Genomic DNA, 14,921 nt, shown 5'->3' with positions numbered 1-14,921 from the left:
CGCGGCTCAGGCCAGCGGCTTGGCAGCCACCTCCACGTGCTCGGCGGGCACCACCACGGTCACCAGCGAGTCGGCCGGGGCGGTGAAGGACACGTTCTTGTTCCCCACGCCCACCACGAAGGCCTGCGGAGTGGTCATGTCATTCTGGGCGGCCACCACCACCGAGCCGTCGGGGTTGTGGAAGGCCAGCAGGTTCTCATACCCCGTGTAGGACAGCGCCGGCACGAAGCGCGCGCCCGGCTGCACGAAGCCGGACAGGTGCCGCAGCACGTAGTACTCGTAGGTGAAGCGACTCTTGCCGGTGGCCGGGTCCACGGTCACCAGGGAGTTCTGGCTCCAGCCCCAGCGGGAGACGCCGCCCTCGTCCAGCGCCAGGTTCCAGTAGTCGTAGACGCTGGCGCCGTTGTTGAAGTAGTGGCGCATCATCGTCCAGGCGTAGCGGGCGTAGCGCCAGTCGTTCTTGCCGTCGCCGCACTCCTGCTCGGACTGGTAGATCTTCAGCTCCGGGTGGTTGTGGTGGACGAAGGGCACCGCCCGCTTGCCATCCCACTGGAAGCCGACGCCGGCGATGTGCGGGCCCACCTCCGGATCGGCCAGGACTTTCTCTACCATAGTGTCGTCCGGGCGCTCCATGGTGCCGAAGAAGACCTTCACGCCGCGCCGCTCCATCTCGGGGACCAGGTGCTTCAGGAAGGCGATCAGTCCCTCCGGCGTCCAGGTGCAGGCAGGGTAGATCTGGGCGGAGTTGAACTCGTTCTGCGGCATGACCATGGAGATGTCGATGCCGCGCTCGGCGTAGGCGTCGATGAACTTGCCGAAGTAGCGGGCGTAGGCGTCCAGCACCTCCTCGGTGAGAATCAGCCCGTCGGTGCCCTCCTCGATCTGGTTGTCCGGGGACAGGCCGTTGTCGAAGGCGGTCTGCTCGCTCATCGGGTTGGGGGCGGCGCAGGCATAGTGCTTATTGCGCTTGAACCAGGACGGCGGCCCCCAGGGGGAGGCCCACAGGGTCAGGTCGGGCCGGTGGGCCTTTGCGGCCTGGATGTAGGGCACCAGGGTGGCGTCGTCGTGCTCGACGCTGAAGTGCTCCAGGGCGAAGTCGCCGTCGACCTCGTCGTAGGAGTACCAGTCGGTGGCGAAGTCGTTAGCGCCCACCGGCATGCGGCACACGGTGAGGTTGGTGCCGACGCCGGGCGCGAAGACCTGCCGCAGCACCTCGCTGCGCTCGGCCTCGGACAGGCGGGACAGCGCCACCCAGCCGAGCTCGTTGAAACAGACGCCGAAGCCGTCGATCTCCTGTGCGGGTGCGTCCAGGCGCAGGAAGGCGCCGGGGAAGGTCTGCATCGGCTCGATGGTGACGGGCGTTTCCGGGGTGAACCAGGGGTCGGCCTCGGTGGTGGCGTAGAACTGGAAGCCGGCGGCGGGGGTGTTGGCGGGGCTGGTGTCGGTCATGGGGTTCTCCTAATGGTGCGGGTTTTGTGCTTCGTTGCGGTTTGCCCGGGGCGGCTCAGGCCTCGACGGCGAGGACGCTCCAGGCGGGGATGGCCACGGTGGTGCCGGCCTCTAGGCGAGTGCCCGGGGCGGCGACGGTTCCCAGGACGTCCTCCCCGCCCTGCGGCAGGGTGGTCTCGACGGCGTCGCGGGAGTAGTTCAGGAAGTAGCTCAGCCCCCGGCCGCGGCCGTTGGTGCCGCGGCGCACGGTGACGGTGCCGGCCAGGTCCTGCGCCCAGTCGGTCACGCCCGCCCGCTCTGCCACCAGCCGCAGCACGGCGCGGGTCAGCGCCGGAGCGGTCATGGTGGCCAGGTGGGTGATCGAGCCCGCACCGACAGCGCGGGTGGCGACCGCCGGCCCGGACCAGGCGTGGTGGTCGTAGGCGGCGAGCACCTCCACCTCGGCGTCGCCCTCGCGGGCGTCGGCGTCGACGGGGGTGAGCAGCTCCATGAAGGTGGAGGCAGCCAGCTCTGCCGGATCTGTCGGGCCGACCGCGACGCCGTCGTCCAGGGCCGCGGCGAGCGCTCCCACCGGGCGCAGGGCGACGCCGTCGGGGCGGGTGAACTGGTCGGTGCCCAGGCCCAGCAGGCCGGACAGGCCATGGGGCTGGCGGTCGGTGAAGACCTGCAGGTTCTCGTCGGCGACGCCGGTGCGGAAGGTGGTGACCAGGTGGCCGCCGCCGGCCACATAGGCGCGTAGGGCGTCGGTGGTGGCCTGGGGGGTGACGTACAGGGCCGGCGCGACCAGTACGGCGTAGCGGCCCAGGCGCTCGACGGGGGCGTCGGCGGGGACGACGTCGACCTCCAGGTTCAGGTCGAACAGGGCGTCGTAGAGCCAGCGGAAGACGTCGTTGTAGTTGGCGCCGCCGCCGGCGTACTGGCGGGGGAAGCCGGCCTCGAGGCTGAACCACTCCAGGGCGGTGTAGGCCTCGTTGGAGACCATGATGGCGATCCGGTTGTGCTTACGCAGGCCGGTGAGGGATTCGGCATGCTCGGCCAGTTCGCGGCCGATCGTGACGGCCTCCCGGTAGGTGGGGTTGGGCGTGTAGTCCTGGCTGAGCAGGCCCTTCCAGTAGGTCTCGAAGGAGTTGTGGATGGAGCCCCAGTGCCAGTACATGACGCCGCAGGCGCCGGAGGCGAGGTGGGAGTATGCCTGCAGGCGCAGCTGGCCGGGGTAGGGCAGCCAGCCCATCTGCCCCTGAGCCTGCGTCTCGATCACCAGGTAGGGGTCGCCGTCCTTCAGGGAGCGGGAGATGTCGCCGCCGAAGCCGATCTCCCTGCCGGTGAGCTGGTCCTCGCCGGGGTGGTAGATGTCGACGCCGGCCAGGGTGACGGCGTCGGCGGCCCGGAAGTGGTCGACGGCGGGCTGGATGCCGAAGGAGTAGCCGCGCCACTCGTAGTCGAAGTTCTGGGTGACGAACTGGTCCTCGCGGCGGTACTCATCGACGATGGCGCGCTGCCAGGCGAGGAAGTCGGTGACCAGGCCGCGGCGGAAGGCGTCGAAGGCGGCCGCCAGGGAGCCGTTGATGGTGCCGGTGACGTCGGGGAAGTCCTCCCAGGCGTTCACGCGGTTGGACCAGTAGTTCAGGCCGAACACCGAGTTCAGAGCGTTGAGGCCCTCCTGCCCGGCGCCGAAGCGCTGCTTGAGGTGGTCGACGAAGGCGCGCTGGATGTCGGCGTTGGCGGCGTCGTAGTACTTGGTCTCGTTGTCCAGTTGGAAGCCGACCACATGCGGGCGCGGCGCGGTGTGCTCTACCAGGGCGCGGATGGCGGCCTCGGCGTAGTGGCGGTAGGCGGGGGCGAGGATGTTCATGTTCTGGCGCGGCCCGTACTTGTTGGGGCCGGCGGCGGTGACACCGAGGACCTCGGGGTGGCGGGAGGCCAGCCAGGTGGGGATGGCGGCGGTGGGGGTGCCGATGATGACGTCCAGGCCGTGGCGCTGCGCGGCGTCGAGGGCGCGGTCGATGTGGGTGAAGTCGAAGACGCCGGGGGCGGGGTTCCAGGTGCCCCAGGTGAACTCGGCGATGCGGATCGTGGTGAAGCCCGCCTCCACCATCATCTGCATGTCGCGTTCGAGCCGTTCGGGGCCCGCGGCGGCGGGGGTGTACTCGTCGTAGTAGGCGGCTCCGAAGATGAGCCGGTCCGAGTGCTGCGTCATTGTGCCCTCCTGCGCGGCGCCGTCGCCGCTTATCTAGTAGTTACTAGATAGTAGATCAGATGGGTGCGGAGCGGAAGGGCCGGTTCCAGTGGAAATCACCGGGCAGGCGCGGCTCACAGACGGTAGAAGTGTCCATCTCTCGCCACTTTGCGCTCTTCATCCACCGCACAACGTCAGCTCCCCGGCATTTGCCCAGGTCAGAGCCGGTATCCATTAGCCCCGCGGTTGCGTGACTGGTGAAAGTGTGGAGAGATGGACACTTTTCCCGGTGGCCTTGCTAGGCGCAGCCACGTTGCAGAACGCAAGTGCCCCCGCTCAAGCCGAGCGGGGGCACCGCCGACGCCTCAGGCGGCGGGCTCGATGGCGCGGGCGGACAGCACGCCGTCAATGGCGCGCAGCTGGTCGAGCACGTCCTCACCGAGCTCGCCCTCGACGTCCACGAGCGTGACAGCGAGGTCACCGCGGGAGCGGTTGAGGAGGTTAGCGATGTTCTGGCCGCGCTCGGCCACCAGGGTGGAGACCTGGCCGACCATGTTGGGCACGTTCTGGTTGACGATCACCAGGCGGCGGGTGCCGGGCTCGCGCGGCAGCACCGCCTCGGGGAAGTTGACCGAGTTGTGAACCTGGCCGTCCTCAAGGAAGCCGCGCAGCTCATCCACGGCCATGACGGCGCAGTTGCGCTCGGCCTCCTTGGTGGAGGCGCCCAGGTGGGGCAGCGAGATGCACTTGGGGTGCTTGTGCACGGCGGTGGAGGGGAAGTCGCACACGTAGCCGCCCAGGGTGCCCTCGTCCAGGGCGGAGACGACCGCTGCCTCATCCACGATCTCAGCGCGTGCGAAGTTCAGCAGCACCGCCGTCTCCTTCATGATGGCGATGCGCTGAGTGGAGACCAGGCCGCGGGTGGACTCGATCAGCGGCACGTGCACGGTCAGGATGTCGGCGCGGCGGAACACCTCCTCCATGGATTCGGCGCGCTCCACCTCGGCGCTCAGGTGCCAGGCGTGCTCCACGCTGATGCCGGGGTCGAAGCCGACCACGTTCAGGCCCAGCCCGAGCGCCGCATTGGCGACCTGCACGCCGACGGCACCCAGGCCGATCACGCCCAGGGTGCGGCCGGGCAGCTCGAAGCCGACGAACTGCTTCTTGCCGGCCTCGACGGCGCGGGCGATCTCGGCGTCGTCACCGGTGAGCTCGTGGGCGAAGCGGGCGGCCGGGATGAGGTTGCGGGAGGCGATGAACAGGCCGGCGAGAACCAGCTCCTTGACGGCGTTGGCGTTGGCGCCGGGGGTGTTGAACACCGGGATGCCGCGCTCGGTCATGGCGGCGACGGGGATGTTGTTGGTGCCGGCGCCGGCGCGGGCGATCGCCATCACCGAGTCGGGGATCGGCACGTCGTGCAGCTTGGCCGAGCGCACCAGCAGGGCGTGGGGCTCGGTGACATTGCCGCCGACGTCGTAGCGGTCGTCGGGGAAGCGGGACAGGCCGGCGCCGGAAATGGCGTTGAGGGTCTGGATGCGGAACTGCTTGGTCATGGCTGTACCTTCTCCTGGGTTCTGCTGAGCTTCCGGCGGCGCCGTCAGGCGCGGGTGCGCTCGAACTCGGTCATGTAGTCGATCAGGGCGGTGATGCCGTCGGCGGGCATGGCGTTGTAGATGGAGGCGCGCATGCCGCCGACGCTGCGGTGCCCCTTGAGGTTGGTCAGGCCGACGGCGTCGGCGCCAGCGAGGAACTCGGCGTCGAGGGCGGGGTCGGCCAGGGTGAAGGGGATGTTCATCCAGGAGCGGGAGCGGGCCTGAACGGGGTTGTTGTAGAAGTCCGAGGCGTCGATGGCGGCGTACAGGCGCTCGGCCTTGGCGCGGTTGCGCTCGCCCATGGCCTCCAGGCCGCCGGTGGACTCGATCCAGTGCAGGATCAGCCCGAGCAGGTAGATGGAGAAGGTGGGCGGGGTGTTGAGCATGGAGTCGGCCTCCGCCATGACCTTCCAGTCCCAGATCGCGGGCACGTCCTCGCGGGCGCGGCCGAGCAGGTCCTCGCGCACGACGACGATCGCCAGGCCCGCCGGCCCGAGGTTCTTCTGAGCGCCGCCGTAGATGACGCCGAAGCGCTCGACGTCGATGGGGCGGGAGAGGTAGGTGGAGGAGAAGTCGGCCACCAGGGGGACGTCGCCGGCGTCAGGGATGTAGGGGAACTCGACGCCGCCGATGGTCTCGTTGGGCGTGTAGTGCAGGTAGGCGGCGTCAGCGGGGACGGTGAAGGAGCCGGGCTCGGGGGTGGTGGTGTAGGCGGAGGCGGCCTCGTCGGCGACGACGCGCACGTCCACGCCCTGGCGGCCGGCCTCCTTGATGGCCTTCTTGGACCACTGGCCGGTGTTGAGGTAGGCGGCGGTGGCGCCGCGGGCGGCCAGGTTCATGGGGATCGCGGAGAACTGGCCGGTGGCGCCGCCGGCGAGGAAGAGGACGCGGTAGCCCTCCGGGACGCCGGCGACGCGGCGGAAGGCGGCCTCGGCGTCGGCGGCACAGGCGACGAAGTCCTTCCCGCGGTGGGAGACCTCCAGCACGCTCATGCCGGAGCCCTGCCAGTCGGTGAGCTCGGCGGCGGCCTGCTCGAGCACGGGCAGGGGCAGTTGTGCGGGGCCTGCGGAGAAGTTGTACACGCGCATGGCTCCACGATAGCCGGGGCGTGGGGCGCGGCCGTAAAGCGTCTCATGGGGCGGGGCTGCCTCCGTCCGGCCCGTCGCCGCCCGGCCGGCCCGTCCCAGCCCGTCCGGCCCGTCCTAGCCCGACCCCGAAGTCGTCTGCTACGCCGGTTCGGGGTTAACAACGCCAGTTAACGGCCTGCTGTATACCTCCCAGCCCTTCAGCAAGCCGTTAAGTAGCGTTGTTAACGGGAAAGGGGCGTAGCAGACGGCGCCGCGGGCACGATCACCACGGCCGACAACGCCCGCTGCAGCCAACGCCTACTTCCCGTCACCTGCCGCCGACGCCGCCCTACAAGCATCCTTTGCGCTCCGCAGTGGGTGCATAGAGTCATGCCAACGCCGGAGGCTAGCCCCCGGTCAGCCGGACGCCAACTGTCACCGTGCCGGATGGACTGGCCACTGAGCTGCATCAGCGCGTGTCATCCGCCGTATACACCGATCACGGTACCGCCCTCGTAAACGGGCTTCGTGAGCTAGTCAACCGCGCCTCGTCTCCCGAGGCAGTGCGAACATCTCGCCAGCATCCACTCGCGACGGTCGCCGCAATCGGCCTTGATCGAACCACCTCGAAGCAATCAAATGCCGATCTCGACGGCGTGGACGGGAACTTGCAATTCGTTCGCAATTGGCGTGTATAGGTCGACGTTCTGCTCACGGGTAGTGAGCGAAATTAGCAGGGCGTACCGCACCGAGACGTCGCGTCTGTCCTGACGACGGTTGTTCTTCCACCATCCACCCACTGGATACACCGCCACGTGGTTACAAGCGGCTAGTTCCGCACCAGTTCCAATCCACTCATCCTGGTGCAGCGAGCCGTTGTTACGTGCCTGCGGGCCAAGGAACCAGCGGCCTGCGAAACTCGAACTTCTACTGCGCAGTTCGTGATCCTCATCATCGCCGGCTTGCCTGTTAATCCTCCTGAGGAACTCCTCGCTGTTCTCCGTTGGCCCCTGGAGATCAAAACGCAGTCCATGGGAAGCATATCCGTACTTACCCCTCCATCCACGTCTGGTCGCAGAGGGCTCGATGAAGTACGAGAGCGTCAACCGCAACCGCACTTCGCTCGAACCAAGATCCCGCAACACCTCTCGAGGCCACGGGAGCGTATGGAGTCGCAACTCTCTAATCGTGTAATCTTCGCTAAGCGGTTGGAACTCATCCTGGACAACCATCGTGACGGCGGTCCGCGATGACGAGAGCACTGATTCCTCGGTTGGGACGCCCCATCCGTACCGTCGCAGCAACCTGGCACGCTCGCCCTTATTCTTCGCAAGATCCATATTGTTAAGCATTGTCCGCGTCCAGGCGGCCTCGTGGACGAGAAGACCGCGGACCGTCTCCGGCCAGTAAGCCGGATAGCGGGCCATCGCCAGAGCCGCGAGCCGTGCCGCCTGGGCGGTGGCCGCACTAGTGGCATTAGCGGACGTCAGGGCGACGTCATTCCGGACTCCGGTGGACCTCAGGGAGAGCATCGGGTGTATTGGTTCGTGGTTATCATGACCATCGGTGAGGACGTTACCGCCTTCAAGGCAAATCTCCGGCTTAATCGGCCACTGCCTGTCCCCGAAAAGCAGAGAAGTGCGACTGTGTGGCGATAACTCACCGGCCGGCACCAGCGGGCGGTAGTCTCGATAGTCGAGTTCATGATCGCCTGGACGTGAATCAAAGTCCGTAAAGGCACCTACGGTGAGAGCATTCCAAGACTGCCCCGGATCCTCAATTGGCGAAAGTTCTGAGTTCGTGAGCGGATCATCGCTGTACTCATCGACATTAGCGGCGGATACAATTATAAGCCGCGCCATATTCCAGTCGGGTTCAGAGAGCAGGCTGATCGAGGTATCCTGCACAACCACGCCGGTACCTGCAGCAAGGGCATCAACCGCAGCCGACCAGAGCGTTGGCGTTCCTGGCTCGGCATCAGGTTTGGCACTGATAGGCATGCAGTAGGCGCGTCGGCGCTGACCTGTGATCTCCGGGATCTCCGGGCGCGACACGGCCTCAATGGTCGCACTCGCATAGTCTCGTTGATTTTTGCGCTCAGGGCGATCTTGCGAGTTTCCAGTCAGGAACCTCACGGACTCCAGCCGATGCTGCAGCTCGATATTCTGTGACCCGAGTAGATAGTCCTCCAGATTCGTTCCATATAGCGCGATTCCCGCCATCGATGTACCGTGCCCATTGCGGTCACCACCGTCAGAGCCGATGATTGAGTGAACGTCGGTGCTTGACAGCGATCCTCCGATCAATTTGTGCCCCCGAAACACACCCGTATCTAGGTGACACACCGCTGGCGCATCATGCGCCGCCGGCCTCAACCTATCCACGAGGTCGACAACAAGTTCTCTCTGTTCTTCATCGTTAAGGTCCTCGGTTGTTTCTACTATGAATGAGGGGCTGCGGATTTCTGTCAACGGCAGGCCGGTCGCGGTGAGGGATTCAAGCTGTTCCCACGTCGCACACACGTATAGAATCCCGGCACCGCCAACTCGGGTCCGTCGATTGAGTGTCTTGAACTCGTAGGCCTTTAGGACACGCTCCAGCATTCCGGGCAGCTCTCGGCGCTCATCTAGCCATAGCTCCCACCAAGTCAATACCCCGCGGGGTGCGTCTGTGGCCGACGTCCAGAGCTCCTCGAGAAAAGCTGTACGCACTTTGGCGATATTAGCAATGAGCGCGTTATTCTTAGGATTACCGGAAGTTCTGTCCTTCTCGGGGTTAAGGTAGTCTTCAAACAGCCGGATGAACTCAGCCCTGAATTCGTCCGCTACCCAGATCACAGCACGTTCTGGCGTGTCGTTGGTGGCGGGGTGCACTGCTAGAAGGAGCCACTTCGGCCTTTTAATGTTCTTTCTGGCGCGCGTCATGGCGGTGAGGCTATCGAGCTGCAGACCGAACTCGACACCGGGTCCCTCAACAGTCAAGTAGGTTCCCGTTGCACGTAACACCTCATCCAGGTCTTCCCTAGCACGGCTGGCTTCCGCCGAGTCGAATGCAGCCTGGGCCTCACCGAGAAGACGGCTGCCGTGCGCTACTCGATCAACGTTTCTGATCTTGGTTCGACCGCCGCCGGACGCTGCCCTCGTCCTCGACTCGACGCGGTCGTGCACGAAGACATGATCGAGGGCGGTCGGTGTGGGCACCATAGCTCCTTACGTCAGGCTCGCCGAACGGCGAACAGTCAACGCCGACTCCAGGTCCGCACGCGTCACAGTGGCATCGCCCCGCATGAGCGCGGACTTGGCGGCAGACTCTGCGGCCTTGACCAAGTCGGCATGACTAAGGCCCTCACTGCATGATCCCAGACCGCTCAGAGAAACCCCTTTGACGAGGGAGCCCAGGCGCTTACGAATCACCGTCTGCGCCTGCTTGCTGCTTGGCAGGGAGTAGGTTAGGACGGCGTCGAAGCGGCGAAATAGTGCTCTGTCAAGTATGGCCCGATGATTTGTCGCGGCTATTATAATGGATTCCGCGCTGGCACCCTCTAGGAATACCAGGAAGGAGTTGAGGATACGACGCGCCTCACCGACATCATTGCCGCTCCTGTCCCCACCCAGGGCATCGAACTCGTCGAAGAGGTATACCGCACGGTTGGTTGCGGCCTCGTCGAACACTGTCCTCAGCTTAGCGGCAGTCTCACCCATGTACTTGCTCAGCAGGCTGTCCAGACGCACGGTATACATAGGTAGCGAAAGTTCCGAGGCGATTACGGAGGCCGTCAAAGTCTTGCCTGTGCCCGGGGGACCCTCAAGCAACAGCCGGTGCATCGGAACAAAACCATGTTCGATCAGCACCGCGCGCTGCCGCTGTTCCTGAATGACATGTGTGATCTGACCGGCAAGCTCAGGGGAGACGACGAGGTCACGCATCCGCTCCTGCGGATTGCTGATCTCCACCAGCTCGGCAATGTCCCCCCGCGGCCGGGGCAGAGCGGTGACCTCGGCAAGCGGTCCGCGCGGTCGGGACCGTGAAGAGTCCACAGCCTTCTTGATGTCATTGGCCAATCGGTGATGACCCTGCCTGGCCTCTCGGGCGGCGATCTGGAGGGCAACTGAGTAGAAGGCCTCGTCATCACCTGAGGCATGACTTCTAACCATGGCGGTGATATGCGAGCCCTGTCCTGCCATCGACGCCCTCCTCCCACGTGCAGCCGGGACCTCACCACCATCGTATGCCAGGTCTCCGACGGTTATGACCGACGCGCCACCGGTGAACGCGGTCAGTCGCGCACGTCCAGCGGGGGCAGGGAGTTCACGATCTGCTGGGTGCGCACGGAGACGGTGGTGACGCGGGCGATGAGGTCGAGGAGGTAGCGGGGCTGGGGCCCCGCCATGTTCCCCTGGCCCGCGCCCTCGGCCATCCAGTCGTTGGGGTCGTTGACGATGCCGGAGGCCTTGTCGGTCTTCACCTGGTAGCGGTCGATGAGCCAGTCCAGGCCGCTGCGCGAGCCCAGCAGGTAGTCCTGCGCCGCCTCCGGGATGCCCGAGATGGTCACGTGCTCGTTGTAGACGATGCTGGTCTTGTCGGCGACCGGATTGCCGTCCGCCCGGGTCTTGGCGTAGCGCAGCTTGGTTACGTGCAGCAGCGCCGGGTCAATCCGGTCGCGCTCCGCCCACGGCACCTCCTTCCCGTCAACGGTCAGGGTCAGCTCCCACGGCTCCACGGTCTCGTAGTCCAGGTGGAGGTCGGCCAGCCCGCGCCCCGCGGTGGCGATGGCGACGAAGTCCGCGCGGGAGGCGACCAGCGGGATGCGCGGCAGGGACTTCTTCAGGTCCGCGCCGTAGCGTCTGCGGTAGTCGGGCGAGTGCAGCAGCCCGTATACGTAGTAGAAGACGTCATCCTTGCTGACCGTCGGCCCGTAGGCCTCCCGGTAGGCGTGCAGGGTGGCGTCAGTGATGTTGTCCACGCGCCGGTAGCCGCCGATCACCTCACCCGCGACCTCGCCGTCCAGGCTCCCGCCCTCATCGCCGACGACGGCGCCCGCAGTCAGGTCGAGCATGCCCGCGTCCCGGGCGGTCTGGTCGACCGGCTCCCAGGTCCAGCGCGGGAAGAACTGGCCATTGCTGGATCCCCAGAACGCAAGGTCTGGAACATTCGTAGTAGCCAAAGCCGCAAACGGCTTATCAGATCCCTTGCCGACAACATAGAACCCCAGATTGTCGTGCGCCGGCGTGGGGAAGTAGCGGTGCAGGACTGCCGGGAGGTAGATGATCCCGTCGGAGGCGTTCAGCCACTGCTTACAGAAGGGCCGGTAGAGACCTATGTAGGTGGCGTGCGCGTTATAGTGAATAACACGGTCCTTTTCCGCAGACCGGTATAGATCGCGAGTCCACTTGATCTGGGTCTCGTCCGTGGTGACCAGGTCCTTAGCCGCAACACCCGCGGACAACTCGGTGGCATGATCGCTGTGGATGCGCTGCCGCTCGGCGTTATAAGTACCGATGAGACGCTGGCAGGATTCCCGCAGAGTCGCCGCGGAGAAGTTGTACACCCAGGCGTCGCGATTCGTCTGAACTCCGGCGGTGTACGACCCGAAGACCGGTTCCGGTCCCTCACCGAGGGACTGCCATGCGCCGTAACTCGGGTCGCGCTGGTTGATCCAGTCGCCTGCGGCGTTGGGGGTGATCATCTCCCAGTTCATGGCCTCGATGCGCGAGCCGCCCACGATGCGCAGCTTGTCCTCGCGGCTCAGGTAGTCGCCGATGTCCCGGTAGTGCAGTACCGCCGGCCCGCTGTGGGCGGGGTCCTTCACCAAGAAGGTAATCGCGACGGTCGCGCGTGACCCGCCTCCGAATACCTTCCCTCCCTCGCGGCGCGAGAGCTCCCCTGCGGTGCGCTGATTTCCCCGCAGGTTGAACACGTAAATGTGCGCGAACTCCTCGGCCAGGCTGAGCCGCACGCCGTCGGCGGTGTTGGCGTCAATAAAGCCGCCGTTGGTGACGAAGCCGATCACCCCGGCGTCGCCGAGCCGGTCGGTGGCCCAGCGGATCGCCCGCAGGTAGGAGTCGTACAGGGAGTTCTTGTTGGTGCCCGTGGAGCGGGCCGCGTAGGTTTCGGCGATCCGCCGGTCCAGGTCCGGATAGCGCTGGTTGGCGTTGTTGTCATTGGCAGACTCCTGCCCCACCGAGTACGGCGGGTTGGCAACGATCAGCCGAATGTCGAGCTTGCGCTGGGCGGCGGCGCGATCATTGTTGGCCACGAAGAAGCTCGTGTCCAGGGTGCCCTCGCCCTCACTCATCTGGAAGGTGTCGGCCAGCACGATCCCGTCGAAGGGCACATAGCCGCCGTCGTCCGCTCCCTGCGCCCCGGCACCGGCGTCGTTCCCGGCCTGCTGCGCCTGCCCGAGCAGGTCGCGGTAGGCGACCTCGATGTTCGCCGTCGCGATGTAGTAGGCAAGCAGCAGGATCTCGTTGGCGTGCAGCTCGCCGGCGTACTTGCGGGCCAGGTCGGCCGGGGCGATCAGCCCGGACTGTAGCAGGCGCACAATGAAGGTGCCGGTACCGGTGAAGGGGTCCAGCACGTGCACACCCGCGTCGGTGACACCCCTCCCGAAGTGCTCACGGGACAGGTGGTCCACGCTGCGCAGAATGAAGTCGACGATTTCCACCGGCGTGTACACGATCCCCAGGGACTTCGCCGTCTTGGCGAAGGCCTGGGAGAAGAACTTCTCATACAGCTCGGTGATGATGCGCTGTTTGCCCTCGGCGTTGTCGATGCCGGCGCAGCGCTCACGCACGGAGGTGTAGAAGCCCTCAAGCTCCTCGGTCTCCGCCTCCAGGTTGGCGCCGTCGAGCACGCGCAGCATCCGCCCCATCACCTGGGCCACCGGGTTGGTGGCGGAGAAGTCGTAGCCATCGAATACGGCGTCGAACACCGGCTTGGTGACCAAGTGCTGGGAGAGCATGTCGATCGCTGAGTCCGGGGTGATCGAGTCGTTGAGATTCGCTCGCAGGGCGTCAAGGAAGTGCGCGAACTCCGGGGCGACCGCAGGGTCCGCCACCCGCTGCTCCAGGCGGGCGCGGTGGCGGGCGGCAATCTTGGCGACATCCTTGGCCCACTGCTCCCAGTAGCGGCGGCTGCCGACCTTCTGGACCAGGCGGGCGTAGATCGCCTCCTTCCACTTGCCCAGCGATGCCAGGTCGAAGGCCGCCTGCTCACCCAGGTCTGCCGCGTCGTCGTCGGGATCGTAAGCGGGCGTGCCGAAGGGGTCGATGATGGCGACCTTGTCCGGCTTGGAGCGGTTGAGGTCGATCTTGTTGACCATGGCGTCGAAGCGCTCGTCATGCGCGCGCAACGCCTGCAGCACCTCCCACACCACGCGGAAGGTGTCATTGTCAGCCAGCACGTCCTCCGGGGCCATGCCCGTGGGAATGGCCACCGGCAGGATGATGTAGCCGTAGCGCTTTCCCGGGGCCAGCCGCATGACCCGCCCAACGGACTGCACAATGTCCACCTGGGACTTGCGCGGCGATAGGAACATGACCGCATCCAGGGCGGGCACGTCCACGCCCTCGCTCAGGCAGCGGGCATTGGACAACACCCGGCAGGACACCGCTCCGTCGGCGTCGCCCGCACCACCGCCGGATCCCTGGCTGCTGTCGGCGCCCGACGACGACGCTACCGGCTCGACCGTAGTCTCGCCGGAGAGCCAGCCCAGCAGGCGGTTGCGTTCCATGATGTTCATGGAGCCATCCACGTGCCTGACCTCGACCGACCCCAGCCGCCGCTGCGGCCCGGCATCATCGCCGCCCGCCGGAGCGACGGCGTCGTCCCCCTCGGGCAGGCCGGTGCGGTAGTCCTCGGCGACGTCGTTGAAGGCCGCGGCGAAACGCTTAGAACTCTTGATCTCCCGGGCGAAGGCGACGGCGGTGCGCATGGGCTGAACGTCCGAGCCGTACTCGGACAGGTTCACGGAGCGCTTGGCCAGTGCGTTCCAGCAGCCGACGATGCGGGCGGCGTCGTCCAGGGTGAGCTCACCGTTGCGCGCGAGAGAGGACTGCATGCGGGAGGCGACGGCGTCCTCGGAGACGGTCAGGACCAGTACCTTGTAGTCGGTCAGGAGGTTGCGGGAGACCGCCTCGCCGAAGCCCAGGCGGAAGAGCTCCTCGCCGTAAGTGTCGGCGTCGTCCATGGAGGCGAGCACAGCGTTCTTCTGGCCGGCGCGCGCCTTGGTGGAGTCGTCGTAGATGCGGGGAGTCGCCGTCATGTACAGGCGCTTGCGGCCACGCAGGTAGGCGTTGTCGTGGACGCGGACGAAGGCGGACTCATCCGCTCCGGCGAGCGTGGCGCCGGTGGTGCGGTGGGCCTCGTCGCAGATGATCAGGTCGAAGTCTGGGGCCCCGAGCTCCTGCGCCCGGGCGACGACGTCGATGGACTGGTAGGTGGAGAAGACCACTGTCATGGGGGTCACGCCGTCGACGGGGGCGGCGGGCCGGGTGAGCCGACGGGCGAGGGCCTCGGCATCGGTGGTGGCGGGGATCGCCAGGTCGACCACCGAGATGTCCTCGCTCAAGTTGGTCTTGCCGCGGCCCTTGCCGACCTTGTTGTCTGAGCAGACCGCGAAGGACCGCAGCGGCACCT

At 66.2% G+C, this 14,921-nt stretch carries 7 protein-coding genes; all 7 read right to left on the bottom strand.

The genetic code is table 11. From position 1 onward, the window contains the following. Positions 1-6: 6 nt before the first annotated feature. Positions 7-1,449, bottom strand: coding sequence for a glycoside hydrolase family 30 beta sandwich domain-containing protein (locus GZ997_RS08605; RefSeq protein WP_162679603.1), 1,443 nt, complete (start codon positions 1,447-1,449; stop codon positions 7-9). A gap of 55 nt (positions 1,450-1,504) precedes the next feature. After that, a complete protein-coding gene (locus GZ997_RS08600; protein WP_162679602.1) occupies positions 1,505-3,646 on the bottom strand; it encodes a beta-galactosidase in 2,142 nt (713 codons plus the stop codon). A gap of 344 nt (positions 3,647-3,990) precedes the next feature. Further along, positions 3,991-5,178, bottom strand: a complete 1,188-nt coding sequence (locus GZ997_RS08595) for a phosphoglycerate dehydrogenase (RefSeq protein WP_161925172.1) — start codon at positions 5,176-5,178, stop codon at positions 3,991-3,993. Positions 5,179-5,222: 44 nt separating this feature from the next. Further along, the gene (gene serC, locus GZ997_RS08590; RefSeq protein ID WP_162679601.1) at positions 5,223-6,305 is read right to left on the bottom strand and encodes a 3-phosphoserine/phosphohydroxythreonine transaminase; all 1,083 of its coding nucleotides are present in this window, start codon (positions 6,303-6,305) and stop codon (positions 5,223-5,225) included. A 614-nt stretch (positions 6,306-6,919) separates the two neighbouring features. Beyond that, entirely contained in the window at positions 6,920-9,484 is a 2,565-nt protein-coding gene (locus tag GZ997_RS08585) for a S8 family peptidase (RefSeq protein WP_203234137.1), read from the bottom strand. 9 nt (positions 9,485-9,493) lie between these two features. Continuing rightward, a complete protein-coding gene (locus GZ997_RS08580) occupies positions 9,494-10,468 on the bottom strand; it encodes an ATP-binding protein (RefSeq protein ID WP_162679599.1) in 975 nt (324 codons plus the stop codon). 92 nt (positions 10,469-10,560) lie between these two features. Further along, positions 10,561-14,921: type ISP restriction/modification enzyme (locus GZ997_RS08575; protein ID WP_162679598.1), on the bottom strand; the 4,361-nt coding region annotated here is incomplete at its 5' end.

Origin of the sequence: Actinomyces sp. 565 (genome assembly GCF_010365615.1) — a bacterium.
GTDB lineage: Bacteria > Actinomycetota > Actinomycetes > Actinomycetales > Actinomycetaceae > Actinomyces.
This window is presented reverse-complemented; position numbering and strand designations above follow the sequence as displayed.

Coding starts and splice junctions, on each gene's coding strand:
- GZ997_RS08605 (WP_162679603.1), bottom strand. CDS start 1,449: ATGACCGACACCAGCCCCGCCAACACCCCCGCCGCCGGCTTCCAGTTC.
- GZ997_RS08600 (WP_162679602.1), bottom strand. CDS start 3,646: ATGACGCAGCACTCGGACCGGCTCATCTTCGGAGCCGCCTACTACGAC.
- GZ997_RS08595 (WP_161925172.1), bottom strand. CDS start 5,178: ATGACCAAGCAGTTCCGCATCCAGACCCTCAACGCCATTTCCGGCGCC.
- serC (WP_162679601.1), bottom strand. CDS start 6,305: ATGCGCGTGTACAACTTCTCCGCAGGCCCCGCACAACTGCCCCTGCCC.
- GZ997_RS08580 (WP_162679599.1), bottom strand. CDS start 10,468: ATGGCAGGACAGGGCTCGCATATCACCGCCATGGTTAGAAGTCATGCC.